We start from the raw sequence: 26,849 nt of genomic DNA, 5'->3' as shown, positions 1-26,849 counted from the left end.
TTAGAGCTGTTTGCTGGAGGTTTTTTGAGGCGAACCGAAGCAAACGCTAGGTTTTGTGTGGCGGTATTTACCGATCAAAAGATAGGTTGTCATACATGTTGAGGTGTGTGAGCCTGCTAATATCAGGCTGCCATCTCTGAAGGGGGTTTCCCATGCAAGACCCGCAAGGCGCATCGACCCGCAAGCGTTCCCCTGGCCTGGCCCACGACATCGTGGCCGAGCTCACTCAGCGAATCCTGCTGGGCCAACTGGCTCCCGGAGAGAAGCTGCCTTCCGAATCCATCATCGTGCGTGAGCATGGTGTCAGCCGCACCGTCGTGCGCGAGGCGATCTCGAAATTGCAGGCTTCGGGACTGGTTGAAACCCGGCACGGGATCGGCACCTTCGTGCTGGAGCGCGATCAGCGCCAGGGCATTCACCTCAAGCGCGATACTGCGCACAGCGTGCGCGGCATCATCGAGTTGCGCATGGGGCTGGAGACACAAGCTGCAGCGTTGGCGGCCGTGCGCCGAACAGAGGGCCAACTGCTGCAAATGCGTCAGGCGCTGGATGACTACCAGAGTTCACTGGCCAATAACGACAGCAGCGTCGAACCCGATCAGCGATTTCACAACCTGATCGCCCAGGCCACGGGCAATACCTATTTCACCGACATCATTTCCCAGCTCGGGCGTTCCGTGATCCCCCGCACACGGATTGACGCCGAGGAGCGTGGCGACACCGATTTGATGAAACTGGGTCAAATGGCGGTGCTGGAGCATGAGGCGATCTTGCGTGCCATTCGCCGACAGGACCCCGACGCCGCCCGCGCCGCCATGCTGCTGCACTTGAGCAACAGCCTGGAGCGGATGGCGGGGAGGTGAATCATGCATACATGCTGTAGCCGTCGCGGCGTGCCCCCATGACAGTGCCGGAGTGAGGGAACCACCGAGCCTGGGCTAGGCGGCCGTAAGGGCGCTTCGCAAAACAACTGGCACACGGGGTACATATCCGGCATCCGCGGTTAACTGAAATGATGGTTTCGCTCTTACAGCGAGTCACTTTGCAAAAGCGGCAAAGTAACCAAAGCGCTTTCGCCCCTGCGTACGGCCTTCGCTCCGGTCCCGCTCCATGGCCCAACACGGTTCTCCCGGCATCCATGCCGGTCGACCCACTGCGCAGAACCTCCTCTCGGCCTCCCGAAGGGGCGGGCAGATCAAAAGCAGTGCACGCCGAGGCGGCCGACCTGGTTGGTGGGTTGCATTTACGATCTGTAGTCGCTGACGAGCCGTGCGAGGCTGCGTTGGGTTTGGTGAGCCACTGCGACGTAGCACTCGTGGAATCGGCTTGCACGGTTAATCAGGTACTGCACGTGTACCTGTTTTGCGACTGCTGCGCGCTCGAACGCAGCCTCGTTCTACTCGTCAGCGGCTACAACACCGAGTTGTTGGCGAATTCTGTAGTCGCTGACGAGCCGTGCGAGGCTGCGTTCGGCTTGGTGCGCCACTGCGACGTAGCACTCGTGGAATCGGCTTGCACGGTTAATCAGGTACTGCGCGTGTACCTGTTTTGCGACCGCTGCGCGCTCGATCGCAGCCTCGTTCTACTCGTCAGCGGCTACAACACGGAGTTGTTGGCGAGTCCTGTAGTCGCTGACGAGCCGTGCGAGGCTGCGTTCGGCTTGGTGCGCCACTGCGATGCAGCAGTCGTGAAATCAGCTTGCACAGTTAATCAGGCACTGCGCGTGTACCTGTTTTGCGACCGCTGCGCGATCGAACGTAGCCTCGTTCTACTCGTCAACTGCTACGTAGAGGGATGGACGACGAATCCTGTAGACGCAGCCGTCGTAAAACCCTGCACTGGGGTGTTTTTCTATGCAGGCTGCAATCGCCAACCCAACACATTCAACATGTCACAACCATCTTGTATGTTGGCGCTAAAACTGGACCTGACTCCTTGCAGCGGACGCCAAGAAGGGCAGGCCGATCAAAAAAACAGTGCATAAACAAGATCAACTGCCCGCCGAGGCGACCTTCAGGCCGACCTCTTTAGCGAAGCACATTTCTCTGAACAGGTCGGCTGGCAACAGAGTATCTACAGGATTGGCGCACTGTAGCCGCTGAGGAACATAGCCAGGTTTAACGCCTGAGTTTACGACGACTCATTTCAACGCCACGTCCTCAGGGTTGATCTTTTTCCATGCCTGCAGCACCGCCTGTGCCTTGGGCTCCTGGCCGCTGTCGAGGTAAAACTGGATCAACGCCAGCCGCGCATCGCGAAATGCCGGTTGGCGTTTGAGCAGTTCTTCCATGTGCTCACACGCCGGCCCGACCTGACCGTTCTGGTGCAACGCCACTGCCAGCACATAACGGTATTGGGCGTTGTCAGGTTCCAGTGTCACGGCCTGCTGCAAGGCTGACATGGCTTGCTTGGGCTGGCCCGCCCGAATCAACGCCAGCCCCTGGCTGTGTTGCAGCAGTGCTGTTTGCGGGTGTGTCTTGATCGTGTCGCTGAGCAAGGCCATCGCCTCGGCACTGCGGCCACTGGCTTCCAGCCACTGGGCCAGCGTGACCACCGCAGGGAAAAAGTCAGGGTCACGCAGCAGCGCGGCGCGCAGTTTGGGTTCAACCTCGGCATTGCGACCACTGGCCTGATACAGCATGGCCAGGTTGAGGTTGGACTCGGCCCGTTCGGCCAGGCTCAATTGCACCGTTTCGTATTCAGCGATGGCGTTGTCCCAGGCCCCTTGATATGCCCCCAGGCCGTTACGCGCCGCCCCTTGTACGTTACGGGCGGCGATGATGCGCACCGCCCGCACGCTGTCACTCAATAGCGGGCCGAGCAAGGTGACGCGTTCGGTTGCAGGCAAAAAGGCGCTGACCGCCCGCACTGCACTTTCACGCACTTGAGGTGCCGGGTTGTTCAAGTCCCTGGTGGCCAGTTTCAAGGCGGACTCACTGGGGTAGTTAGCCAGTTCTGTCAACAGGGTTGCCCGTTGAATGGCCGGCAGGTTGCCGCGCCGCAATTGCTCGTACAACGCTTGTGCCGCACCGGGCTTGCCGCCGCGAATCAATCCTAAACTTTCGTCGTAACGGGCGGCCTGTGGCCCTTCATGGGCAGTCCAGAGCTTGAATTGTTCAGTCACCGTGTCTTGCACTTTGCCCTGATGGCAGGTCAGGCAGGCGTCCGGGGTGCCGAGGGTTTTGGCCCGTACCGGGTTGGGGATGCTGAAGCTGTGGTCATGCCTGAAATCGTTGCCCATGTAGAGCTTGCCGGGCATATGGCAATCCACGCACTGCGAGCCCGGCTGGCCTTCGGTATGGCGATGGTGTTCGATCGAGTCGTAGCGCTTGGCTTGCAGTCCCTTGTCGTCAATCCCGGCAACCGCTGCCTTGCCTGCGCTGTTGTGACATTGCAGGCACACGCCATTGCCCGGCGCTTTCAATTGAGTGCTGTGAGGGTTGTGGCAATTGCTGCAACGCACACCCTTGTCGAACATTTTGCTTTGCGCGAAGGAGCCGTGTTCAAACACTTCATCCTTGATCTTGCCGTCCAGTGCATACAGTTCGCGGTTCAACACGCTGGGCAGATAGTCGTCCATCAGGCGTTTGCCCACGGTAAAACCATCCCCCAGCGGGGCACGTCGGGCGTGGCAGCGGGCGCAGGTTTCGATCTCGCTGGTGGCGTCCTTGTTTTTAAGGTCGACGTCAAACCCGCTGTGGGGCAGTCCGGTGTTGTCAGTCACTGCCAGCAGGTGATTGGAGGCCGGACCGTGGCAGGCCTGGCAACCGACGCCGAGGCTGTTCCACTGGCTGTTGAAGCGGTTGGTCGCGGCGTCAAAATTGCGCTTGTAGCCGGTGGTGTGGCACTCCACACACATAAAATTGGCGTTCTGGCTGGGCTTGCTCCAGTGCAATGGATTCTTGAAGTCCACCCCCTGGCCCGGATAAAGGTGAAACCAGCGGTTTTTCTCGGTATCCCAGGCCACGCCCAGGGCTTGCAACCTGCCGTCGCTGACTTCGATCAGATATTGCTGCAACGGCGCAATGCCGAAGGTGTAGGCGACCTTGAAGTCGCCAGCCTTGCCTTCAGGTCCCGGCGTATTGACCCAGAACTCATCGCCCTTGCGAAAGAACCGGGTGTTTTCGCCTTCGCCCTTGAACGTGGCATTGTTGAAATCGGCCAGCACGGTCTGCGGGTCGGCTCCCTGCATGGCCAACTGGTGATGGGAACCTTGCCAGTCCTTGGCCTGGGCGCTGTGACAGCCCTGGCACTGTTGTTCGTCGACCATCTGCGCAGGGGGCATGTGCCTGACTACGGGGGCCGTGGCCACCGCCTTGGGCTCAAGCACCGGCGTCACGACCGGGGCCGGGCGGTTGAGATAAAACCACAGCCCGCCCAGCACCAACAGCAACAGGACCGCGCTGACGGGTAACAGGTAACGGCTCATCAAGGTAGGGCGCGAATCAGGTTGGTTTGCAGCTTTTATAGTTTTAGTTTTGGGCATTGCGACTTCCGTATCCAAATGGCTTTAGCGTTCACCGACAAACCAGCGGTAATAGGGGTTGGCGCCATCACCGCGCATCACTTCGCGGATGTCCCTGGCCCATGCCTCGCGGTCGCCATCGTAGGCATGCAGGCTTGAGCGGTAAAACTGCATCAGACGTTGCTGATGGTCATTCATGCGCGCGACAAATCCGGGCTCGGCGTTGAGCAAAAGTGCGGGGCGACGCAGATCGAGCAACGCCGGGAGTACCCGGCTGATTTCCTTGGAGCGTACCCAGGGAGCGTACTCGATGCGTGGTTGATCGTCCGTGACGGCAGGCGCATCTGCAGCAAAACGTTCCAGCCCCTGACGATCTGTCACCCAGGTCGCCAGCAGGGCCGCCGCCGAAGCGACGCCCACATCCTGCAGGGCGCTGCGCACCCCTGGCTGCTCGAAGCGGGCGTTGATGCGTGCGGCGTCCAGTTCAATCGGCTGCAGGGAGCCGACCAGCAGCATTTCGTGAAACTCGCTGCTCCAGAGCGTCGCGTACGGGAACACGTCAAGAAAACTGCGCACCAGCGAGCGCGAGTCCTCTATGTTCTGGGTCGGCAGCGGCAGCCATTGCGCGACGATCCCCTGAGGTTCCAGGCGCTGTGCGGCCAGTTGATAGAAGTCCCGGGAATACAGGTTGACCACCCCCGCAGCGGACGGTGGTGGCGGCTCCAGGGTGATCAGGTCGTAACGCTGGTTGCTGCGCAGGAGTTCCTGGCGCCCGTCGCGCAAACGCACCTGCAGGCCGGGGCTGGCAGCAGCACCGAAGTTGCCCTTGAACAACGTAGAGGCGTTGACCACCGAAGGCAGCAACTCGGCCACCACCCGGTGTTCCAGTGCCGGATAACTCAGCAGGGCACCGGCGGTAATCCCTGTGCCGAAACCGATCACCAGCGCCGAGCGTGGCTCGCCGTTGTGGATCAGTAATGGCAGCAGGGCCTGGATGCGCATGTAGCGCAGGGACGGCATGGCATCGCCGGTGTTGGATACGCCCTGGATATACAGGCGGTGGAAGAGGCGTTCGCCTTTACCTTGAGTCACCACGGCGACGGTGCCGCCACGGCCTTCTTCATAAAACGCCAGCGCGCCGTTGCGTGCTCCCGGCAACAGATCGGCGATGCGGTCGACCGGGGTCAGCCAGGCCACCAGCAGCGCTGCCATGCTTAGCGTAATGACCCCTTGGCGATGACCTTTTTTGACCCCGTGACCCTGGCGTACCGCGATAAACCCAACCGCTGCAGCGATGAGTGCCAGCAGGCCCAGCGTACGCACCAGCCCCAGCAAAGGGATCAGCACAAAGCCGCAGAGTGCAACGCCGACAATCCCGCCCAGGGTATTGAAGGCGACGACCGCGCCGACATCTCGCCCGACCCGGTCCGGGCCCACACACAGGCGTAACGCCACCGGGAAGGCTGCGCCCAATAGCACTGTGGGGACAAACACGATGCTCAGCGCCGCCACCGCAAAACGGGCGCTCATGCCCACCAGCGCAGTGAAGCCCAACTCCAGCACCAGGGTTTCGACCCGGGTTTGCAGCAGGATCAGCCAGCGCCCGAGCAGGGCGACTTCCAGCAGGGCGACCAGCCCGGCCCCGGCGATCAGCAAGGCAAAAATGCCCCAGGGATCGCGCAGGCGATCGACCCGGCGCGCCATCAGGCAGCTGCCGACAAACAAGCCGGTCAGATAGGTCGCCAGCACCACGGCAAAGGCGTAGGTGCGAGTACTCATGAATTGCACGATCGATTGCGACCAGACCACTTCGTAGCCCAGCGCCACACCGCCTGCAATCGCGTACAGCACCATCGCCAACCGGGCCGGTGACGGTTGCGTCGACGGGGTGGTGGCAAGGGGAGCCGGATAACGACGCTGTACGATCAATGCGCCAATGGCGGCTGTCACGTTTAGCAAGGCAGCGGCACAGGCACTGCCCCGCACGCCCAGGGTGGCTATCAGCACAAAGGCGGTAAGCAGCGTGCCGACAATTGCCCCGGCGGTATTGGCGGCGTACAGGCGGCCACCGGCCTGGCCCAGATGCCGGGGCTCAGCCGCCAGTGCGCGGACCAGTACCGGCAGGGTGCCGCCCATCAGCAATGCGGGCAGGCCTACCAGCAACAGGGGCAGCAGCCAGGCCAGCAGGCCGACTTTTTGCTCAAGCCAGGCGAAGGGGGCTGCTGCAAGGCTCAGCCCCAGGGTGGTTGCAATCCCCAGTAGCGCCACGCCCACCTCAAGCCCTGCATAGAGCAGCAAAGGTTTGGCCAGCCGGTCGGCAAAGCGCCCGAACAGCAGCCCACCCAGGGCCAGGCCTGCGAAGAAGGCACTGATGCCGGTGGTGATCGCGTACACCTCGACACCGATCACCAGGGACAGTTGCTTGATCCACAGCACCTGGTAAATCAGGGCTGCAGTTCCAGAGATAAAGAGCAGCAAGGCAGGCATTAACGGCGTCGTGCGGCGGGTCGGGGAGGGTGACGGCATTGCGCGGGGGCCTTGTGCGGAAGGAGTTCGGGGATGAGTCGTGATCCCGTGCGGGAGCGGGCAAGCCCGCTCCCACAGAGGCAGGTTTACTGTGCTGGCTGATGTTTCATTTTTTCCGCAATCTTGGCGTCTACCGCTGCGCGTACCTGATCGATACTGAAGCTGGGCGGCTTCTGGCTAGGCGGGTAATCGACGAAGGTTTCGAGGAAGTTGGCAGCCTTCATGATTGCCACTTCGTTCAAGTAGACGTTTTTGGTGTTCCAGTCGTAATACTGATCGGAGACCACGTCAGCCCGTTCGAACGGGTCCATGCGCAGGTTGAAGATTTTCGGCACCCGCAGGCACACGAAAGGCTCGCTCCAGACCTTGAAACCGCCCGGTTCGCGCTGTTCGCAGAACACTACTTTCCAGTTGTCGAAACGCATCGAGACCAGCATGCCGTCATCGTTGAAGTAGTAGAACTCGTTGCGATTGCCCTTGGGTTGCTGGCCGGTCAGGTACGGCAGCTGGTTGAAACCGTCCAGGTGCACCTTGAAGTCGGTGCCGCCTGCCACCGGGGCCCAGCCCTTGAGCAACTTGTCTTTGACATCGGCATCGCCCGCCACTGCCAGCAGGGTCGGGAACCAGTCCAGTCCCGAGAACATTTCGTTGCTCACTTCACCGGCCTTGATCTTGCCCGGCCAGCGCACGATCGCCGGGACGCGGAATGCACCTTCCCAGTTGGAGTTCTTCTCGTTACGGAACGGCGTGGTAGCCGCGTCGGGCCAGGAGAACTGGTTCGGCCCGTTGTCGGTGGTGTAGACCACGATGGTGTTGTCGGCGAGCTTGAGATCGTCGAGGGTTTTCAGCAGTTTGCCGACGTCGCCGTCATGCTCAAGCATGCCATCGGCGTACTCGTTGCCGGGCATACCACTCTGGCCCTTCATCGAGTCGCGCACGTGGGTAAAGACGTGCATGCGGGTGGTGTTCATCCACACAAAAAAAGGCTTGTCGGCCTTGGCCTGCTTTTCGATGAACGCTTGCGCCGCCGCGGTGGTTTCGTCGTCGATGGTTTCCATGCGCTTGGCGGTCAGGGCGCCGGTGTCTTCAATCTTGCCGTCGGCGAAACTGTGGATCACACCCCGTGGCGAGGTGGCCTTGACGAAGGCAGGATCATCTTTGGGCCAGTATGGGCGCTCGGGTTCTTCCTCGGCATTGAGGTGGTACAGGTTGCCGAAAAACTCGTCAAAACCATGATTGGTCGGCAAGTATTCGTCGCGGTCGCCCAAGTGGTTTTTACCGAACTGTGCAGTGGCGTAGCCCTGGGACTTGAGTGCTTGGGCGATGGTGATATCGCGTTTTTGCAGGCCCACCGGCGCCCCCGGTATGCCGACCTTGGACAGGCCGGTTCGCAACGGAGTCTGGCCGGTGATAAATGATGATCGTCCGGCGGTGCAGCTGTTCTCCGCGTAATAGTCGGTGAACATCATGCCTTCTTTGGCAATCCGGTCGATGTTGGGGGTCTTGTAGCCCACCACACCCATGGAATAGGCACTGATATTGGACTGGCCAATGTCATCGCCAAAAATCACCAGAATGTTGGGCTTCTCAGCGCCAACAGCGGTGGCAGACAGCGCCATCACTGAAGCCGCCACCAAGGCTAGCGGAGGTAACCACTTGGCTATTCGAGTCATGCAACTTGCTCCTTGTTGACTGGGTTAGTGCACTGCAGACGGCTGTTTTTCTTATGGCTGTTGCTCGTTCACGCCGGACTCGAATGGATAGATGTGCCGCCATTGCGACGCCATATCGACGATAGTCCAGTTCTGCTGTTTTGCCTGATCGAGCGCCTTGTCCAGGCGGCCGATTTTTGAGTCCCTGTCATAAGCCCATTCGCGCTTGGCGTCGGTGTGGTGCACCAGGCCCATAAAGCGCGGGCCTGTGCCTGCAGCGGTCCACTGGAGCATTTGCAGGTCGCCGTCGGAGTTGCCGAACGCCAGGATCGGCCGACGGCCAATCACGCTGTCGATGCTGACCGGCTTGCCGGGGCCGTCATCGTTGTGGGCGATTTTGGCGGTGCGCAAAATGGACGGTTTGCCGTCCTTGACCTGGTACTGCGTGACGAATGAGGAGCCGATCACCTGCTCAGGCGGGATGCCGTACACCTCTTCGGCGAACACACGCATAAAGCCGGTGTCACCGCCGGACACGATGTAGGGTTTGAAGCCCTGGCTGCGCAGGTAAGCAAGTACTTCCAGCATCGGCTGGTAGACCATCTCGGTGTAGGGCTTGCCGCTGGTGGGGTGGCGGGCAGTGCTCAGCCAGCGCTGGACGTTGTCGCGAAACTCATCGGTGGTGAGCCCGGCGTGGGTGGCCATGAAAATTGCCAGCAGGCCCTCCATGCCTGCTTCGGCCAGGGCCTTGTGGTCGTTTTCGATGACTGCCTTGAACGGTTGCCGGTCTTTCCACTCCGGGTGCTGGTCGGCCATGCGCCTGATTTCGTCGAAAGCGTACAGCGCTTCAAAATAGCCCGGCTGCTCGCTCCACAAGGTGCCATCGTTGTCGAATACGGCGATGCGCGCTTCGGGTGCTACAAACCCCTTGCTGTCGGGTGTGGTGACCGTCTGCACGAACTCCAGGATGCCTGTTTTGGTGGGGCCTTCGTTCCAGGACGGCAATGGATCGGCGGCCAGGGCGAACAGGGGCAGGGCAAACAACAGCGCCGCTACCGTCCGTGTAGCCACTGAGGAGGCAGGTGTGGATGTGTTCATTTCGGGAAGTCCTTTTCATGAACGGGGTTAAGGGGCCGCAAGCCCCAGGTTTTGCGCGGGGGGCGGGAGCGTAGCCAGTGTCGTGCCGTGGTGATGCCCTGTTGCATCCTGCGCCGGTTCAGATAGACGAGGGCCGCCAGCAGCAGGACCGAACCCGCAGCCAGCACGGATCCGGGCAGGTACAGCCGGGTCGGTTGCCCCAGTTGCCTGAGGTCTTCAACGACGGAAAACACCGGGGTGTAGCTACTGTTGGCGGTGGCCTTGAAGGTGATTGCCGGGACCTGGCTGGTGTGCACCGTGCGTTTGACGCTGTCCCACCATTTGACGCTGATCGCCGGCAGGTTGAAGTCGCCCTCGCGCTCAATCCGATAACTCACGGCATCGATGCGTTGTCCGCCGATGAAGCGGCCACGACCGTCATCCCGATTGCTCACCTGCGGGGTTTGCGGGTAGGCACTGAGCCCTGCCACGCCGATCAGGCTGGGGGCGGGCAGCGACAGGCCCTGGGTGTCGTCAGCCTGCAGCGTCAGGGTGCGGGTGAGGCTGTCACCCACCTTGAACGGACCGCTGTGGGCAGTGAAGGTCTGACTCAAGCGCAGGGCGCTGGCCACCAGTATCGGTTCGCCGGGGCTGAAGCCCGCGGGCAGGTTGGCGCGAAAAGTCAGTGCCGGGGTTTGCCCCGACAGCTCATGGCTGGCCTGGGCGGGTGTGGCGCGGACGGTCAGCGGCGCAACAGTGAAGTTCTGGGCCAGCGTCGGGGTGATTCGGTAGGTGTAGCGCAGGCCGCTGAACGGCTGCCCTTGAACGGTTTGCGAGAGGTGTTCGGCTTCGCCATCGGGCTGTGTGATATCGGCGCCGGGAAGGCTCAATTGCGCCAGCGTTGCACCGCTGGTGAACCAGGTGTTGGTCAGGACATCGACCTGTAACTGCAACGCTTCGCCGACCATGACGGTATCGCCCGGCACCAGGCGGGTTTGCACCAGCAGTTGAGGCTCATCGGCCAGCACCAGACCGGTAAACAGCATGAGCGTCAACGCATAGCGCTTCATGGCGCCACCTTCTGGTCTTGCAGGCTGAATTTTTGGCGCAAGAAATTGGCCGGGGAGGTGGTCAGGTTTTCCAGCCATTGCTCATCGCTGGCAGCCTGTCGGGTTTGCAGCAGCTTGCTCTGACCCTTGCCCGGTTGCTTGTCGAATTTGATGGCGTCGGGTTTGACCTCGGGGGTGTTCTGTTCGGCACTGTCAGTGTCTTTTTGCAGTGCAATTGCCAGGGCCAGGTTGGCACTGGCTTCGGGGAACTGTGGTTGCAGGATCAACGCCTGGCGGTAGGCAGCAATTGCCTGATCGAACTTGAAGCGACGCACGTAAATGTTGCCCAGATAGAAGTACGCCTGGGGGGTGTTCAGCTGCGCGAAGCTGGCCAGTGCCAGATCGAAGTCGGCAGCGTTATAGGCGGCGATGCCTTTCCAGCAGGGGTCGACGAAGAGGTCGGCGGCCACCGGATAGTGCTGATGTTCAAAGGCCCAGCGTCCTTGCTGGTCACGGGTGAAGAACGCATCGGTCAAGGCATTGGCTTGCGCCGGTGCCGGCTGCAGGGCCATGCCCACGCCGATCACCAGCACGGCGTTCCAGTTCAGGCTCCAGCCGCGACGCACGGAAAAAAACGCTATCAACAGCAGTGGCCCGCAGAGCCAGTAGCCCGCGTCTTTCCACTGCAGTTCGCGCTGCTCATCGCTGGCGGCCTGAAAGTGCTGACGGGCGTGGCCTTCGATCCAGTCCAGGTCATCATCGTTGAGGGTCAGACTGCCCAGTGGCGCGTCGGTCGCTGTGGCCAATTGCTTGAGGGCGGCACCGTCGAAAGAGCCCAGTTGCGGGCGGCCATTGCTGTCCGTGCGCGGCTGGCCGCTGGCATCGCGGATTATTCCGCCATGGGTGCTGCCTGCCGCCAGTACCAGCACTTGCAAGGCGCTGCCCTGCAGCAGGGGTTTGAGGCTGTCCAGCTGTGCCGTGTCGGCACCGTCGGTGATCAACAACAAGGTGCCGGGGGCGTTTTCAGCCTGCAACAGGCGCCTGGCCTGTTCGATCACGGCTGCCACGTTCTTGCCGGGTCGTGCGATCAGATCCGTGCCCAGGGCCTGGATAAAACTGTCGAGCAGTTGCGGATCGTCGGTGGCGGGTAATACCAGATGGGCGCTGCCCGCATAGGCAATCAGGGCCGTGCGGGCACCGCTGCGTCGGGCAATCAGGTCATGGAGTTTGTGTTTGGCCGCTTGCAACCGGGTGGGCTGCACATCGCTGGCATCCATCGACGGTGACAGGTCGAGGGCGATGATCAACGGGGCGCGGTTTTGCAGGAACGCCGGGCGGTCCTGCTCCCAGGTGGGGCCTGCCGCAGCCATGGCGCCGATGATCAGCAAGGCGCCGGTCAAGTGCACAGGGCGCAGGCGGTGCGGGTCCCGGGGGGTGATCAACAGGTGCGGCAACAGGTGCGGGGCAATGATCGCCCGCAGGCGTCGTTGCTGGTCATGGCTGCGTCGCCACACGACCGGCAGCAGGGCGCCGAAAACCGCCAGCAGCAGCCAGGCCGGGCGCAGAAAGTGGAAGTCGCCGAGGTTGATTTCCATCTCAAGCCTCCTGCCGTGCTGAGCGCTGGTTGAAGCGAGAGGCCAGTAGCGCAAACAGGTGATACAGCGCCAACAGGCTGATGGCGCCCGCCACCGGCAGCCAGAACAGATCACGCTTTGGCTGGTGGCTGAACGTTTTCACCTGATGGGGGGTGATGCTGTCGAGGGTGGCGTACACCTGATTCAGGCTGTCGCGATCTTCGGCGCGAAAGTACTGGCCACCGGTGCTTTTGGCGATGCCTTGCAGTGCGGTCAGGTTGACCTTGGCCTCGCCTTCGGCACTCGGGTCGCCAATCCCTATGGTGTGGATCACCACGCCTTTGGCCGCTGCCATCGAGGCTGCACGGCTCACGGGAATGGCGCTGCTGGTGTCGTTGCCATCGGTGAGCAGAATCAGCACTTTTTCCGGTTCATGGGCCTGGTCGAGCAGTTTGAGGCTCAAGCCAATGGCGTCGCCTATGGCGGTGTTGGGCCCGGCCATGCCGATTGCGGTGTCGTCCAGCAGCAGCGACAGGCTGACGTGGTCGAGGGTCAGCGGTGCTTGCGGGTAGGCACCGCTGCCAAACACGATCAGGCCGATGCGGTCGTCCTTGCGCCGCTGGATAAAGTCCTGGACCACCTGCTTGACTGCCTCCAGACGGTTGATTTTCTGCCCGCTGGCATCAGTGAAATCCGTGGTTTCCATGGACTGCGAGATGTCGATGGCGAGCATCAGGTCGCGCACCGGTTGCTGGCGTTCGATGGGTTTTTCGATCCAGACCGGCCTGGCCACGGCCACCACCAGTAATGCCCACACCAGCAGGTTGAGCAGCAATTGCCAGCGGTTGTTCTGCGCGCCTGACACCTGGGGTGTCTGGTCGACGGCGCGGCTCATGGCGTTGAAAAACGGTACGCGCACGGCACTGCGGGCTTCGCGATAGGCGGGCAACCAGCGGTAGCCGAACCACGGCAAGGGCAGCAACAGCAGCAGCCAGGGGTAATCAAACTGCCACATGGTGTTGCTCCACCCAGCGAGTGCAGGTCTCGACCAACTGCTGGCGTTGTGTGTCGGGCAGGGCGAGCAGTTGTTCATCCGGGGCGTAGGCCAGAAACGCCAGTTGCTGACTGAAATCCTCGGGCACGGGCCGGGGGCTGTGGCTGCGCAAAAAATCCTGCCAGGCGTCACCCTGCAACGGGCCTGCGACCTGCGGGCCGGGCATGGACAGGGCCACCCGTTTAAGCAGCGTGGGCAGCTCGCGCAAGGTGCCCAACGGGTCGTTGGCCGCGCGCAGTTGCGCCAGGCGTTGCAAGGCCTCGCGCCGGTAGCGGTTGCGTCGCCACTGCCAGACGGCGCGTACGCCCCAGGCCGCCAGGCCGGTCAGCACAACCCCGAGCAAGGCCCACCAGCCCCAAGTCTGCGGCATGTAGCTGACGGGCGCAGGCAGGGCCAGGGTTTGCAGTTGGTCAATGCTGGGGATAGGGGTGGTCATCGACGCCCCCCACCCAGTTTGCCCAGCTCGGTACGCAATTGGCTGTGGGCATCCAGCGCGGTGCTGAACATCATCAGCGGCACCTGGCTGCGGCGCAGCAGGCTGGCGATGTCCTTGAAGCGCCCGCTGAAGAAGTCGCCCAGGGGCTGGCGCACGTACGCGTGCTGTACCGCCAACTCAACCTGTAACTGGCCTTGGGTAACCAGCAGGCGCCCGGCTTTTGGCAGGTTGAGCGCCAAGGGATCGTAGACCTGCATCGCGATGACATCGTTGTGGACAGCCAGTTGGCGCATCAACTGCAGGGTGTGCGCTCCGGCCCCGGCGAAATCGCTGATCAGGCAAATCAGGTGGTCGTGCCCGGCTACGGCGAGGCAGTGCTTCAGGACCTTGTCCAGCTGGGTGGCCTCTTCGCAGTCGGGTTGCGTGGCATTGAGTTCATGGTTTTGCCCCACGATCTTGCTGCACAGCGCTTCGACCCGCTTGCGGCTGCGCAGCGGGGCGATGCTGTCGATGCGCTGGTCGTTGAACACCAGGGCGCCGACCCGGTCGCCGGCGTTGAACACCATCCACGCTGCCAGTGCGCCCAGCTCGGCGGCGGTGGCGGATTTGAAACTGCGGCTTGAACCAAAAAACATCGACATGCGCTGATCGACCACGATTAATGCCGGGCGGTCGCGCTCTTCGGTAAATGTGCGCACCACCGGTTTGCCGGTGCGCAACGAGGCCCGCCAGTCGAGGTGGCGCAGGTCGTCACCGGGCTGATAGCGGCGCAACTCGTCAAAATTCAGACCACGGCCGCGCAAGCGCGACGCGTGGTTGCCCGAGAGGATGCTGCCCTGAGGCTGGCGCGCGACAAAACTCAACGCCCGCGCCTTGAACTCCAGCGCCATCAATTGCGCCAGAGACACGTACACCCGCCCATCGGGGGTCTGCTGTGGAGCATGCATCGGCCAGTTCCTCAGGCAGGGAAAGCGACTTTGTCGAGCAGTCTGTCGAGCACCTGATCGGCATTGATGCCATCGGCCACGGCGTCGTAGCTGAGTTGCAGTCGATGGCGCAGTACCGGATGGACCATGGCGCGCACATTATCGGGTGAAACGAATGCCTGACCGCGCAGCCAGGCATCGGCGCGGGCGCAACGGTCCAGGCCGATACCGCCCCGGGGGCTGGCGCCAATGGTTATCCAGCGGGCCAGGTCGGGGTCGTAGTCGGCTGGATGCCGGGTGGCGTTGATCAGGTCGATCAGGTAGCGGTCAATGGCGGGGGCGACGGTGACCGCGCTGACTTCTGCGCGGGCCGCAAAAATCGCCTCCTGACCCAGGGCAAACCCCGGTTCGCTGTCGATCGCTGCGTGTTGCGTCTGTTCTTCGGCGCGCAGCATGCGCAGCACTTGAGACTCGTTTGCAGGGCTGGGGTAGTCGAGCAGCACTTTCATCAGAAAGCGGTCCATCTGCGCCTCGGGCAGCGGGTAGGTGCCTTCTTGTTCGATAGGGTTCTGGGTGGCCAGAACAATAAACAGCCCGGGCAATTGATGGCTGTTGCCGGCAACGGTGATCTGGCGTTCTTCCATGGCTTCGAGCAAGGCGGCCTGGACTTTGGCAGGCGCACGGTTGATCTCGTCGGCCAGGATCAGGTTGCCGAAGAGGGGGCCTGGCTGAAACATGATCTGATTTTGCCCATCGACCTGATGCAGTACTTCGGCGCCGGTGATGTCCGAGGGCAGCAGGTCAGGGGTGAACTGGATACGGCTCATCCTTGCATCCAGGTGCCTGGCCAGCGCCTTGACGGTGCGGGTCTTGGCCAGCCCCGGCAGGCTTTCGAGCAGCAGGTGACCATTGGCCAACAGGCCGACGATGATTTGGCGGATAACCTCGTCCTGGCCCAGTACCGCTTCGGCGATGCTGGCTTGCAGGGCGTTCAGATCATTGAGCGCGGTCATAAAGCATTCCTTGCTTGAGTACGATGGCCCAGGGTGCGGGATCACCCCCCGCTACAGATTGGCGGCTCTACCAGACGTACTGCATGCGCAGGGTCCAGGTGGTGATATCCGGCGAACCTTTGCGTTCGGTCACGGTGTCGGAGTAAGCCAGCAGGCCGCCGAACTGGGGCGTGAGCATAAAGCCCAGACTGGCGCCTGCCAGGGTGCTCTCCTGTTTGTTGTCCTGCCAGTCGCCGTCGATCTTGGTCTCGCCGCCTCGGGTGTAAGTGGCGTCCAGCGAGGCCCAGAGGGCGCGATTGATGGTGTAGCTGTAATGGCCTTCAATGGCATACAGCGGCTTTTGCTCAAGCTTGCTGTCGCCCTGGTATTCGTCGTTGTCACCGAACAGCGAAACCCAGGTGTTGAGTTCAAGCCAGGTAGGGCCGATGGGCGTGCCAAAGCCGATTTCCGGTTTGAAGACCCAGCGGTTGGCACCGATATTGATCACCCGGTTTTTGTCGTAGTCACCGGTGGGCGTCGTTACCCACAGGGCGCCGGTGAGAAAGGTTTCCGGGGTCCATGTGGCAAATTCCTCCTTGCTCAGGGCCGGGCCGCCGAAGATGTTATGCGCCAGCACCACTTGGGCGTCGCCCATGCCGCCGTTGTGCTTGGTGCCGGTGAAAAAGCGGGCGTTGTCAAAAGACGCCGAGAGGTCGGCATAGGGTTGCAGGAACTGGATCGCGGTGTTGCGACCTTCTACGGAGAACGATCGGGCATAGCGCAGGATGTAGACATCAGCATTGAGCGACAGGCCGTCGATGGGCAGTGATGTGTCGATGGGGGTGTTGCTGTCGACGCGGTTGTAATACCCGAACAGCATGTTCAGGTCGGTGGGCGTGTTTTGCCAGTCGCGGGCATTGTCGGCCCAGCTTGCCAGCGGCATCAGGGCCAGCGTGAGTGCCGTGACACTGGCTTTGCGGGCGGTGCTTGATCCCATCGTATTGCTCCTTCAATAGCCCATGGCGCTCTATCGTCCGATGCGCGGCGAATTTATTTTTATTGACGCTAGCACTAACCCCGGGATTCGCTGTCGTGGTTGCTTAAAACTGCCGATTCTGTGGTCTGGGTCACTGTTAAATGACCAACGGTTATCTGCCCCGCAGACTTTGCTGGCTCTGGCCTGGGGGTTGAGTACTGGTTATTTAGCCACCTGTTCGAGCTGGCTGCGTGATATCGTATTGGCCTTTATCAAGGGGATTTCCAATGCGAATGCTGATTGGCGTTTTGAGCCTGGCCTTGCTGGCCGGTTGTGTGTCTCCTGCGATGGACACTGCCCGTAGCAAAGCCCCGGTCCGGGTGCTGGCTTCGGATAAAGCCACGGCGCTGGTCGCCGAATGCATCAAGTTTTCCTGGGAGGACGAAAGCGTCTTCGGGGTGGATGCCAGTGCCTATGTCAACAACGACAAGACCGGCCCACTGACGGTGTATACCCGTGGCGCAGAGTCCTTTGCCGATCTGGTGCCCCAGGGTACGGGCACTTCGGTGAGCTATTACGCCAAGCAACCCGGCGACGCTAGCGCCATGCGCCGTTTGGCGATGCTGGCGACATGCTTGTAAATTCGTGAGGCTGCGGCGGTGGAATTGAGGCAGGGGTTTGTCCTGACCCGGCACTGGCGCGATACGCCGTCGGGTATCGAAGTCGACTTCTGGTTGGCGACCGATGACGGGCCGCAGCACGTGCGCCTGCCTTGTCAGACCTCGACCGCGTTCATCCCGACGGTGCAGCTCGCTCAGGCGCAGACGCTGTTGCAGGATGAACGGGGTGTGGCGTTTCGCGAGCTGCAACTCTGCGATTTTCAATCGCGACCGGTCACGGGCCTTTACTGCCGCCAGCATACCCAGTTGATGGACGTTGCCCAGCGTCTGCGGCGCGCCGGGGTCGATGTGTATGAGGCTGATGTGCGCCCGCCGGAGCGTTTCCTGATGGAGCGTTTTATCACCGCCCCGGTGAGTTTCGGCGGCCGGGCCCAGGACGATGGTTCGTTGCTGGATGCCCGGCTAAAGCCCCATCCCGATTACCGGCCGCGCTTGAAACTGGTCTCGCTGGATATCGAGACCAGCGCCCAGGGTGACCTGTATTCCATTGCCCTGGAGGGCTGTGGCCAGCGTCAGGTGTATATGCTGGGCAAGGCCACCGAGGCTGACACTGCGGTCGATTTCGATCTTGAGTTCTGTGCGACCCGGGGCGACCTGTTGCTGCGCCTGAACCAGTGGCTGGCGCTGCATGATCCCGATGCAATCATTGGCTGGAACGTTGTGCAATTTGACCTGCGGGTATTGCACGAGCATGCCCGCCGGCTGGGTATCCCGTTGCTGCTGGGACGTGGTGGTAGTGAAATGCAGTGGCGCGAGCACGGCACCCGAAACAACCATTTTTTCGCCAGCGCGGCGGGGCGTCTGATCATCGACGGCATTGAGTCGTTGCGTTCGGCAACCTGGTCGTTTCCCTCCTTCAGCCTGGAAAACGTCGCCCAGACCCTGCTGGGTGAAGGCAAGGACATCAGCACGCCGTATCAGCGCATGGACGAAATCAACCGCATGTTTGCCCATGACAAGCCTGCGCTGGCGCGCTACAACCTCAAGGACTGCGAGCTGGTGACGCGGATATTCGCGAAAACCGAGTTGCTGACCTTTCTGCTGGAACGGGCCTCGGTCACGGGCCTTGAGGCAGACCGCAGCGGTGGTTCGGTGGCAGCGTTTTACCATTTGTACATGCCACTGATGCACCGCCAGGGCTTTGTCGCCCCCAATCTTGGCGACAAGCCACCCCAGGCCAGCCCCGGCGGCTTTGTGATGGAGTCCCAGCCGGGGCTTTACGAGTCGGTGCTGGTACTCGATTACAAAAGCCTTTACCCGTCGATTATCCGCACCTTCCTGATCGATCCGCTGGGGCTGGTGGAAGGGCTTCGCGAGCCGAGTGACGAGGCCTCGGTGCCAGGCTTTCGCGGGGCGCGCTTTTCCCGAACCCGGCATTGTCTGCCTGCCATTATTGAGCGGGTGGCCAATGGGCGCGAAGTCGCCAAGCGGGAAAAAAACGCACCCTTGTCCCAAGCCCTGAAGATCATCATGAATGCGTTCTATGGGGTACTGGGTTCCAGTGGCTGCCGTTTTTTCGACACGCGACTGGCGTCGTCGATCACCTTGCGGGGACACGAGATCATGCTCAAGACCCGGGCATTGATCGAGTCCAAGGGTTACAGCGTGATCTATGGCGACACCGACTCCACCTTCGTCTGGCTGCGCAGTGAACACAGCGAACAAGACGCTGCCCGTATCGGCCATGACCTGGTGCGGCACGTCAACCAGTGGTGGCAGGCCCATGTGCGTGACGAATACGGGCTCACCAGTGCGTTGGAACTCCAGTTCGAAACCCATTACAGCCGGTTCCTGATGCCCACGATCCGCGGCGCCGAAGAGGGCAGTAAAAAGCGCTATGCAGGGTTGGTGGCCCATGCAGACGGGCGTCGGGAGATGGTCTACAAGGGGCTTGAGACTGTGCGCAGCGACTGGTCGCCGCTGGCCCAGCAGTTTCAGCAGGCGTTGTACCTGCGTATCTTCAATCGCCAGCCCTATCAGGACTACGTACGGGATTTTGTGCGCGGCACCCTGGCTGGGGAGCATGACGAGCTGCTGATTTACCGCAAGCGCCTGCGTCGTCAACTCAGTGATTACGAACGCAACGTCCCGCCCCATGTGCGGGCGGCGCGGCTGGCCGATGAGTACAACGACCAGCAGGGACGGCCCCGGCAGTACCAGAACGGCGGCACCATCAGCTATGTGATGACCGTGGCCGGTCCCCAGCCGTTGGAGAACCGCACCGCGCAGGTGGACTACGACCACTACCTGACGCGTCAGCTACAACCGGTGGCGGACGCGATTCTGGTATTTGTCGACGACGACTTCAGCGCGCTGGTGGGCGGGCAGATGGGGTTGTTTTAAGCGTCGCTGGCGGGTGTGGTGGCCTTGGATTTGGCGCGATCCTTGGCGGCCTTGGCTTCAGCGGCCAGGCACTCCAGGCAGAACTGCTCGGCGTAGCTCATGATGATTTCTGTGGTATCACCCTTGATCGTGCGCGAGCCTGCGAGGATGTAGCGCATGCGCTTTTCGGTCACGCCGATGCGCTGGGCAATCCAGGCCGGGGTCTGGCCGATGCGGTCTACCAGTTTGTTGGCGTATTCGGTGGAGTGGTTGTAGCGTTCAGCGTTGGGAAACATAGGGGGTCCATAAGCGTGGGGATAAAGCCGGAGGGCAGGGTACTCCTTTTCATCGCAATCGCCTGTATTTAAACCACCGGGCTGACGGGATACCTGGCGGCTAGGGTTTTGCCGGCCTGATCAAACTCTCTGCCGGGATGCCAAACATCTCATGCAGTTTCCAGATCATGGGCAGCGTCAGCGCCCGCTTGCCATTGAGCACCTCGTAAACCCGGTTCTGCCTGCCGATAGCGGGCACCAGGTCGGCAGGTGACAGCCCGGACTGCTCCATCCTGAAGCGTATGGCCTCTATCGGGTTGGGCAGGTCCATCGGGAAGTGCTTCGCTTCATAGGCTTCAATCAAGGTAATAATGACATCGAGGTAGTCGCCCTGCGGGGTACCTGGTTCCGGCTCATTGTCGAACAGAGGGGAAACAGCCTTCAGGGCGTCCTGGTAGTCTTGTTCAGTACGGATTGGGCGAATATTCATGGGTTACTCCAGTTCAACGGTATCGGCATCAATGGCGTCGTACTGTTTATGGGTGCCGACGAACTTGATGTAAAGGGCGCTGAAGCGGTAAGCCACCGCGACCACGAGCCGATACTCATTACCTTTGATGTTGAAAACGACTCTGCCGGTGGGACTTTAGCAAGTGACTTCCATTTCAAAGCGGCTATTCAAATACCAAGCAACTCCCGTAAATGCCAGGCACAAAGTTCAAGAAAGTGTGTGGTGCCCCTCATGCTCCAAATCACGTGCCGCCTGGTATTTCTGAACTAGAGTTCCCCTCACTTACCAACAGACACGAGAGGGACTTTCATGACTGCGCTGGATGTTTTTTGGGTCGGGCTGGGGGGCGGGCTGGGGTCGTTGCTGCGCTGGTGGATCGGACTGCGGGTGGGGCAGTTGTATAAGGGCTCCTTGCCCCTGGGCACGTTTTTGATCAACGTCAGCGGCGCCTTTGTCATCGGTTACTTGAGCATCCTGTTTACCGTGGACTGGCGTGACCGCTATGGCGACTTCCTGAGTGCTGCCGTGCTCACCGGTATTCTTGGCGGCTACACCACGTTCAGCAGCATGCAGCTCGATGCTTCCAAGCTGGCCAAGGCCAGGGACCGTGCATGGGCGGCAGGTTATCTGATCATCTCGGTACTGGTCGGTCTGGCCGCCGCCGCATTCGGCGCCTGGCTGGCGCGCTGACACAGGAGCAAACACCATGTTGAACATGATTATTCTGATTTTCGTCGGCGGCGCGTTTGGCGCCATGTGCCGCGAATTTGTCATGCTGTCGGTGCCGCGCCTGGCCGACGGTTTTCCGATGGATATTTTTGTCGTCAATATCGTCGCCGCCTTCCTGCTGGGAGTGGCTACGTCGCTGTTCAAGAGCAACCGGATCAATCAATACGTACACGTGATGGTCGGCACCGGGATCATGGGCGGGTTGTCCACGTTCTCCAGCTTCGTGTTCGGCGCCGTCGAAATGATGAAAGACCCAAGCGGTGTATTTGTCTCCCTCTGCTATCTGGTACTCAGCCTGGTAATCGGCTTTGTCGCCGTTGAGCTGGGCCTGGTTGCCGGAGCAAAGGTCACGCCGCTACCCGCATCAGACAACCCGTAACCAAGGTTGCAACGGCCATGAAAAAGCCCTCGTCAGAGGGCTTTTTTTGTATCCAGGCCAAAGGCTCAGGCCAGTGATGTACACTTGCCGAAGAACATCTCGGTGATCAGGTCATTGTTGATCTCATCACCCTGCAATGTGCGCACCAGCAGCTCACTGCCCAGCAACGGCAGCGACAGCACCATGGTCGGGTTGACGCGTTTGACCTTGGGCATGTTCCGCGTTTCGTTGACCAGCGCGATGATCTGGGTGTCATCCCCCGCAACTTCCTTGGCCGCCAGAATGGTGAACACGTTTTCGGCGTCGCTGTCGCACAGGGTCACGATGTATTTGGCGTCCTCGGCACCGGCCAATTTCAGGGTTGAAGCGGCCGATGGATCACCTTCGATAATGTCGGCCTTTTCGGGCAAGTCGTGCTGACTGCCGGTGGCGCACACGACCGTGACGTGCTCGCCGCGATCGGTCAGGCCTTTGTAGACGTTTTGTGCCAGTGAACCGACGCCGACGAGGATGTAGTGATTTTTACGGGCCATGTGGGTAATCCTGCCTTTAACGATTCGTTGGATGTTGTTGCTGATCAGCGGGCCGGCAATGGACGCCACCGAGATCGCGAAGATGGTGATGCCCAGGATGATCACCGTCAGGGTGAAAAACCGCGCATCGGTGGTATGGGGCACGATGTCGCCAAACCCAACGGTCGACATCACCACAATGGCGAAGTAGAACGCTGACGGCAGGTCGGTGACGGGGGGAGCGAATCCTTCACCGATGTAGAGTGTGCCCAGGGTGCTGTAGACGATCAGCGAGGCGATGCTGACCACTGCAAAGAAGCTGCCCGTGGCCAGGCTGTAGTGGTCAAAGCGGCGCCAGTAGAAGACCAGGACCGCAATCGTGAAGAGTGAAAAAAAGGTCACTGCGTCGGTTTTTTTAAGGATGAAAAAATCAACGCAGACGGTGGCTACCAACAGCAATAATGCAAAAAACCAGCTGATACGCGACTTGATCAACAGCCCCAGTGACATCAGTACCAGTACGAAACCCACTACAAAACCGGGGATTTCCAGCAAGGCTAAAAAGCTCAGGGCCTCCTTCCATGAGTCAAACGAGCCGGAGACGGTATTGGCGTGAGCAATGCCACGGTGCAACACCGGCATAAATAATAGAAAGCCATTGATCGCCACCAGCAAAGCGACTCCATAGGCAAAGGAGATACGATTTTTTACGTCCTGTAATAAAGTCATGGCACCTACGACGCGTCTGTTAAGGGGTGAAGGGAGTGTAGGCCAGGTTTTCCTGGCTGCCACACGGGGTCTCGGGTGCTGGGGCTTTTTCAGGTATTGGCTGCCAGTTGGTCATAACCGCGCAGGTAGTAGTTGAGAGCCGAGATCAACCAGCACAGCACAAACATGCCGATGATCCAGTAGCCAATTTCGCCGAAGTTTTCACTGATGGCATTGATCGGCGTCCATATTCCGCCGGTTAGCTCAAGTTTGTCGGCAATCAGTCCCAATGCCTCGACGCCTCCAATGAACAACGCAACCACCACCGAGGCGGCCGTGATGGTGATGTTGTAGTAGAGCTTGCGCACCGGTTTGGAAAACGCCCAGCCGTAGGCACCGATCATCACGAAGTTGTCCAGTGAATCGATCAGGGCCATGCCCACGGCGAACAGTATCGGGAAGACCATGATCGACCACAGACTGATGCCGTGGGATGCGCTGGTGGCGCTGATGCCCAGCAGGCCGATTTCGGTGGCGGTGTCAAAGCCCAGGCCGAACAGAAAGCCCACCGGGTACATGTGCCAGCTTCTATTGACCAGGTTGAACACCCGGCCAAAGATGCGCGCCATCAGGCCACCTTTGTGGGTGGTGATCAGGTCCAGCTCTTCGGGTGGCAGGCTGTGGCCGGCCTTGACCAGCCTGAACTTCTTGTACACCGAGATCAGGATCACCAGGTTGAGCACGCCGAACAGCAGCAGGAACACCGATGACACCAGGGTGCCGATCAATCCGCCGGTTTCATGGAACCACTCCATGTCGTCCTTGAAAGCCAACGCCGTGACGGCGATGGCAAAGGATGCCAGGACCACGATGGTGGAATGCCCCAGGGAGAACCAGGTGCCTACGGCAATCGGTCGTTTGCCCTGCTGCATCAGTTTGCGGGTGACATTGTCGATGGCTGCGATGTGGTCGGCATCCACGGCGTGGCGCAGGCCGAAGCCGTACGCCAGTAATGCGGTGCCCATCAGTACCGGGTTGTTGCCAAACTCGATAAAGGCCCAGGCCCAGGCGAGGAGGTTGGCCAGAATCAATCCGGCCAGCAGGTAAATGGCACGACGCGTGGTGTTCGACGGTTCGGCATTGACCAGGGGTTGGGCAATCACGGTCATGGGAAGGCTCCGGCAGGGATCGGAAATTATTGGCGGTGGGCCGGCATGACGTCTTTGTTGGGCACCAGGAACAACCAGGAAGCCAGCACAAAGGGCATGGTCAGGGTCGGGATGCCTGCCGGGCCCAATACTGTATTCAAGGCGCCTTGCACAAAGACAGTGAAAATCACCCCGATCACGGTGTAGATCAGTACCCGCCAGCTTGGCTTGTTGAAGGTCGAACCCAGGGCGATGGCCGTCAGCACGGCGCTGAATGCATACAGGCCGTTATTGATACTGCTGTGTTCGGCCTGCAGGACCACGGCGGTCAGGACGGCCAGCAGCGATCCGAGAATGCCGAACACGGCGGCCCACAACGATGACACCGCCAGCCCTGCGAGAAATAGCACGCTGCCAATCACCGTGCTGATCAGGAACACTTCAGACACACCGTAGAACGTACTTTTGAACAGGTCGATGCCGTCGAACAGGCTGGTGTTGTAGGCGACCAGATCATGGGGCAGGTTGGGCACGGGCAGGGAGCTGTTTTCCAGGCCGCCAAAGGCATAGCTGGCCAGCAGCATGGTCCAAGTCACCAGTACGAAGGGGGCGGTCAGCGCAGCGACTTTCCAGGTTTTCAGGATGTCGGCGATGCAGATCGTGACGATCACCGAGACCGCGCTGCCCAGGATGATGCACAGCCACAGGATGGGGGTGACGGCAAGAAAGGTCGGCAGGGCGACACCCACCAGGCAGCCGTTATAGCCGTACAGGCCAGCTTTCCAGGAGGTGTGGTCCTTGAGGTGCATGCCGGTGAGGGTTGCCACCACGGTACCCAGTACACTGCCGTAGGCCACTGCCGGATTGCCTTCGGCAAAAGCCCCGACAAAGATCGCGGCAAAGAACAGCAAGCCGGTCAGGGGGTTGTTCTGGAACATGACTTGAGCGCAACCGCGCAGAGTGACGTCGATAAACTCAAGGACGACGTTACCATCCGCCACTTTTGACCACTTGGATGCAGTTTCCATATTGACTCTCCCAATTGTGCATTCGGCCAAGAGCCGTCCTGATATGTCCGGATATTACGTAGCAGCTGCCGTAGGAACGAGGCTGCGTCTGGCGGCGCAGCCGTCGCAAAATCAGGCACTGCGGTGTGCCAGTCAAACCCTGTCCTCAGGGATTACGATGGCTGCGCCGTCGGACGCAGCCTCGTTCCTTCGACAGCTGCTACACAGCTACTTCCACAAAAACTGCGGCTGAAGTGTCAGGCCCAGGATCTCTTCGCGGGCGACTTTCCAGAACTCGCGAATTTGCGCCTTGACCTCACCGCTGTCGTTGCCCAGTACCTTGAAAATCAGCCCGCAGTCGTTCGGCAGGCGGGTAACGCCGCTGGCCAGCCCTGCGCTCATGTCGAAGAGCGCCGGGATGCGCTCCACAATCCGGTCGTGATGCTCCTTGGGCGTGAGCAGCACCACGTTGCCGAACACGTCGAAGGTCTGCATGACACCAATGGCGTCCAGGCTCTCCTTTTTCGGTTCAAGAATGTATTTCTCGACAAACAGTTCGCGGCCCTCAAGGTTTTCAGCGCTCACTCGCGAGGAGTAAACGTCAAAACCGAAACGCTCATCGACATGGTGGTATTTGCGCCCCGACATCAACACTTCGCAGTAGATCGCCGTTGCCGTGGGGTGGATCTTGATCTGGGTGCTGGTGATAAACCGCGCATTGCGATGGGGGATCAGCGGGTCTGGCATAAACTCCAGATAACCGCCTTCCTCGATTCGCAAGTGCTGGATTTGCGTGGCGTAGTTGGCATCCATTGAATGCACTTTGGTCGCTGACTGGGTGGTGACGTGCCCGCAGGCACCCACCCCTACATTGACGTCAGTGGCCAGACGGTCGCCCTGCAGCACGCAGCCAGAAGTCGAGATCATGGTCACACAGGGCAGCTCGGGCATCACCTCGTCCCAATACAGGGCCCGCTGCACCAGCGACGGCACGCGCCGCTCCATGTCCGCCAGCACGCTGCGATTGCCGCGCTTTTCAAAACCCAGTCGCAGGTAGCCGCTTTTTCCCACGGCACCGCTTTGCATTTGTGGAGGTTCGTCCTGGTACTGCGACAGCTCCGGCGCATCATTGCCCAGTGCGTGAGCGCGCAGCCGTGACGGAGTGTTCACGATCTGGCTCTGCGCTGTCATGCAGTGACCTCGCTCTTGACCGCCGGTTTTTGGGCGAACAGGAACATGTGCTCGATCATGTCCACCAGTTCTTCAATGCCGTGGCCGGTCTTGCAGTTGGTGAGGATGTACGGACGGTTGCCGCGCACCACCTTGGTGTCGCTCTCCATGACATCCAGGCTGGCGCCGACATAGGGTGCAAGGTCGATCTTGTTGATGATCAGAATGTCTGCCTGCACCAGGCCCGGGCCATTTTTACGCGGAATTTTTTCGCCTTCAGCCACGTCGATCACGTAGATGTAAAAGTCGGCCAGAGCGGGGCTGAAGGTCAGGGTCAGGTTGTCGCCGCCGCTCTCGATCATGATCAGGTCGCTGTCGGGGAACTTCTCTTCCATTTCCTCGACCGCTGCAATGTTCATGCTCGGATCTTCACGCACTGCGGTGTGCGGGCAGGCACCGGTCTCGACACCCAGGATCTTGTCTTCGTCCAGGATCCCTTTGAGGGTGCGCTTTACCTGCTTGGCGTCTTCGGTGGTGACGATGTCGTTGGTGATGATCAATGGCTTGTAGCCACGGTTGATCAGAATCGGAGTGATCACTTCGATGATCGCGGTTTTACCTGAACCGACCGGGCCGCCAATACCAATACGAGTAATCTTTTTCACGGTTATTTCCTTACCA

At 60.5% G+C, this 26,849-nt stretch carries 24 protein-coding genes and 1 pseudogene; 6 read left to right on the top strand and 19 right to left on the bottom strand.

Annotated features, from left to right (window positions below; all coding sequences use genetic code 11):
• The first annotated feature begins 152 nt into the window (after positions 1–152).
• Both VSQ83_RS14615 and VSQ83_RS14610 read left to right on the top strand, forming a co-directional pair.
• Positions 153–863 (top strand): FadR/GntR family transcriptional regulator, encoded by a 711-nt coding sequence (locus VSQ83_RS14615; protein WP_219261210.1) that lies wholly within the window; start codon positions 153–155, stop codon positions 861–863.
• 488 nt (positions 864–1,351) lie between these two features.
• Positions 1,352–1,984, top strand: a complete 633-nt coding sequence (locus tag VSQ83_RS14610; protein WP_326427100.1) for a hypothetical protein — start codon at positions 1,352–1,354, stop codon at positions 1,982–1,984.
• Between the two features lie 156 nt (positions 1,985–2,140).
• Here VSQ83_RS14610 and VSQ83_RS14605 read toward each other — a convergent pair whose 3' ends face one another.
• The 11 genes from VSQ83_RS14605 to VSQ83_RS14555 all read right to left on the bottom strand — a co-directional run bounded on the left by VSQ83_RS14605 (position 2,141) and on the right by VSQ83_RS14555 (position 16,748).
• On the bottom strand, positions 2,141–4,486 hold the full coding sequence (locus tag VSQ83_RS14605) for a tetratricopeptide repeat protein (protein WP_219261212.1): 2,346 nt from the start codon (positions 4,484–4,486) through the stop codon (positions 2,141–2,143).
• A gap of 24 nt (positions 4,487–4,510) precedes the next feature.
• Entirely contained in the window at positions 4,511–6,991 is a 2,481-nt protein-coding gene (locus tag VSQ83_RS14600) for a fused MFS/spermidine synthase (RefSeq protein WP_326427099.1), read from the bottom strand.
• Positions 6,992–7,077: 86 nt separating this feature from the next.
• A complete protein-coding gene (locus VSQ83_RS14595) occupies positions 7,078–8,664 on the bottom strand; it encodes an arylsulfatase (protein ID WP_326427098.1) in 1,587 nt (528 codons plus the stop codon).
• A gap of 51 nt (positions 8,665–8,715) precedes the next feature.
• The gene (locus tag VSQ83_RS14590; protein WP_326427097.1) at positions 8,716–9,741 is read right to left on the bottom strand and encodes an HAD family hydrolase; all 1,026 of its coding nucleotides are present in this window, start codon (positions 9,739–9,741) and stop codon (positions 8,716–8,718) included.
• Positions 9,738–10,790, bottom strand: coding sequence for a hypothetical protein (locus tag VSQ83_RS14585; protein ID WP_326427096.1), 1,053 nt, complete (start codon positions 10,788–10,790; stop codon positions 9,738–9,740). The genes VSQ83_RS14590 and VSQ83_RS14585 overlap by 4 nt, the downstream gene beginning before the upstream one ends.
• Complete coding sequence (locus VSQ83_RS14580; RefSeq protein WP_326427095.1) at positions 10,787–12,364, bottom strand: VWA domain-containing protein; 1,578 nt, start codon at positions 12,362–12,364, stop codon at positions 10,787–10,789. Before VSQ83_RS14580 ends, VSQ83_RS14585 begins: the two co-directional genes overlap by 4 nt.
• A 1-nt stretch (position 12,365) precedes the next feature.
• A complete protein-coding gene (locus VSQ83_RS14575; protein ID WP_326427094.1) occupies positions 12,366–13,358 on the bottom strand; it encodes a vWA domain-containing protein in 993 nt (330 codons plus the stop codon).
• Positions 13,345–13,833 carry a DUF4381 domain-containing protein gene (locus VSQ83_RS14570; RefSeq protein WP_326427093.1) on the bottom strand — a complete coding sequence of 163 codons (489 nt, stop codon included), beginning with the start codon at positions 13,831–13,833 and terminating at the stop codon, positions 13,345–13,347. The genes VSQ83_RS14575 and VSQ83_RS14570 overlap by 14 nt, the downstream gene beginning before the upstream one ends.
• A complete protein-coding gene (locus tag VSQ83_RS14565) occupies positions 13,830–14,780 on the bottom strand; it encodes a DUF58 domain-containing protein (protein WP_219261220.1) in 951 nt (316 codons plus the stop codon). The genes VSQ83_RS14570 and VSQ83_RS14565 overlap by 4 nt, the downstream gene beginning before the upstream one ends.
• A gap of 11 nt (positions 14,781–14,791) precedes the next feature.
• A complete protein-coding gene (locus tag VSQ83_RS14560) occupies positions 14,792–15,772 on the bottom strand; it encodes an AAA family ATPase (RefSeq protein WP_219261221.1) in 981 nt (326 codons plus the stop codon).
• A 67-nt stretch (positions 15,773–15,839) separates the two neighbouring features.
• Entirely contained in the window at positions 15,840–16,748 is a 909-nt protein-coding gene (locus tag VSQ83_RS14555) for a transporter (protein WP_219261222.1), read from the bottom strand.
• Positions 16,749–17,014: 266 nt separating this feature from the next.
• Between VSQ83_RS14555 and VSQ83_RS14550 the strand changes: the two genes are divergently transcribed.
• Both VSQ83_RS14550 and VSQ83_RS14545 read left to right on the top strand, forming a co-directional pair.
• Positions 17,015–17,368, top strand: a complete 354-nt coding sequence (locus VSQ83_RS14550) for a hypothetical protein (RefSeq protein WP_219261223.1) — start codon at positions 17,015–17,017, stop codon at positions 17,366–17,368.
• Between the two features lie 18 nt (positions 17,369–17,386).
• Entirely contained in the window at positions 17,387–19,750 is a 2,364-nt protein-coding gene (locus tag VSQ83_RS14545; protein ID WP_219261224.1) for a DNA polymerase II, read from the top strand.
• Here the strand turns inward: VSQ83_RS14545 and VSQ83_RS14540 are convergent.
• The 3 genes and pseudogenes from VSQ83_RS14540 to VSQ83_RS14530 form a co-directional block, all read right to left on the bottom strand.
• Positions 19,747–20,025, bottom strand: a complete 279-nt coding sequence (locus VSQ83_RS14540) for a hypothetical protein (protein ID WP_219261225.1) — start codon at positions 20,023–20,025, stop codon at positions 19,747–19,749. The genes VSQ83_RS14545 and VSQ83_RS14540 overlap by 4 nt on opposite strands.
• Positions 20,026–20,125: 100 nt before the next feature.
• Positions 20,126–20,494 carry a helix-turn-helix domain-containing protein gene (locus tag VSQ83_RS14535; RefSeq protein ID WP_219261226.1) on the bottom strand — a complete coding sequence of 123 codons (369 nt, stop codon included), beginning with the start codon at positions 20,492–20,494 and terminating at the stop codon, positions 20,126–20,128.
• Positions 20,495–20,497: 3 nt separating this feature from the next.
• Positions 20,498–20,638: pseudogene (locus VSQ83_RS14530) on the bottom strand (type II toxin-antitoxin system HigB family toxin); the annotation flags it as partial.
• A gap of 186 nt (positions 20,639–20,824) precedes the next feature.
• On the opposite strand from VSQ83_RS14530, the gene crcB (VSQ83_RS14525) reads away from it, so the two are divergent.
• Together crcB (VSQ83_RS14525) and crcB (VSQ83_RS14520) are read left to right on the top strand one after the other, a co-directional pair.
• Positions 20,825–21,205: a fluoride efflux transporter CrcB gene (gene crcB / locus VSQ83_RS14525; RefSeq protein WP_133077595.1), complete on the top strand. Its 381-nt coding sequence runs from the start codon at positions 20,825–20,827 to the stop codon at positions 21,203–21,205.
• A 16-nt stretch (positions 21,206–21,221) separates the two neighbouring features.
• Positions 21,222–21,623, top strand: coding sequence for a fluoride efflux transporter CrcB (gene crcB, locus VSQ83_RS14520; protein ID WP_133077596.1), 402 nt, complete (start codon positions 21,222–21,224; stop codon positions 21,621–21,623).
• A gap of 65 nt (positions 21,624–21,688) precedes the next feature.
• Here the strand turns inward: crcB (VSQ83_RS14520) and kch are convergent, their stop codons facing one another.
• The 5 genes from kch to ureG form a co-directional block, all read right to left on the bottom strand.
• Complete coding sequence (gene kch / locus VSQ83_RS14515) at positions 21,689–22,864, bottom strand: voltage-gated potassium channel protein (RefSeq protein WP_326427092.1); 1,176 nt, start codon at positions 22,862–22,864, stop codon at positions 21,689–21,691.
• 89 nt (positions 22,865–22,953) lie between these two features.
• Positions 22,954–24,012: a HoxN/HupN/NixA family nickel/cobalt transporter gene (locus VSQ83_RS14510; RefSeq protein WP_326427091.1), complete on the bottom strand. Its 1,059-nt coding sequence runs from the start codon at positions 24,010–24,012 to the stop codon at positions 22,954–22,956.
• Between the two features lie 26 nt (positions 24,013–24,038).
• Positions 24,039–25,019, bottom strand: coding sequence for an urea transporter (gene yut / locus VSQ83_RS14505; protein WP_219261229.1), 981 nt, complete (start codon positions 25,017–25,019; stop codon positions 24,039–24,041).
• A 207-nt stretch (positions 25,020–25,226) separates the two neighbouring features.
• Positions 25,227–26,189 (bottom strand): urease accessory protein UreD, encoded by a 963-nt coding sequence (locus tag VSQ83_RS14500; protein WP_133077600.1) that lies wholly within the window; start codon positions 26,187–26,189, stop codon positions 25,227–25,229.
• Positions 26,186–26,833: an urease accessory protein UreG gene (gene ureG / locus VSQ83_RS14495; RefSeq protein ID WP_019828475.1), complete on the bottom strand. Its 648-nt coding sequence runs from the start codon at positions 26,831–26,833 to the stop codon at positions 26,186–26,188. Before ureG ends, VSQ83_RS14500 begins: the two co-directional genes overlap by 4 nt.
• Positions 26,834–26,849 lie beyond the last annotated feature (16 nt).

Origin of the sequence: Pseudomonas sp. DSV-1 (assembly GCF_035830915.1) — a bacterium.
Classification (GTDB): Bacteria; Pseudomonadota; Gammaproteobacteria; order Pseudomonadales; family Pseudomonadaceae; genus Aquipseudomonas.
Note: the sequence above shows the minus strand (reverse complement) of the source record. Positions and strands in the feature narration are given on the sequence as shown.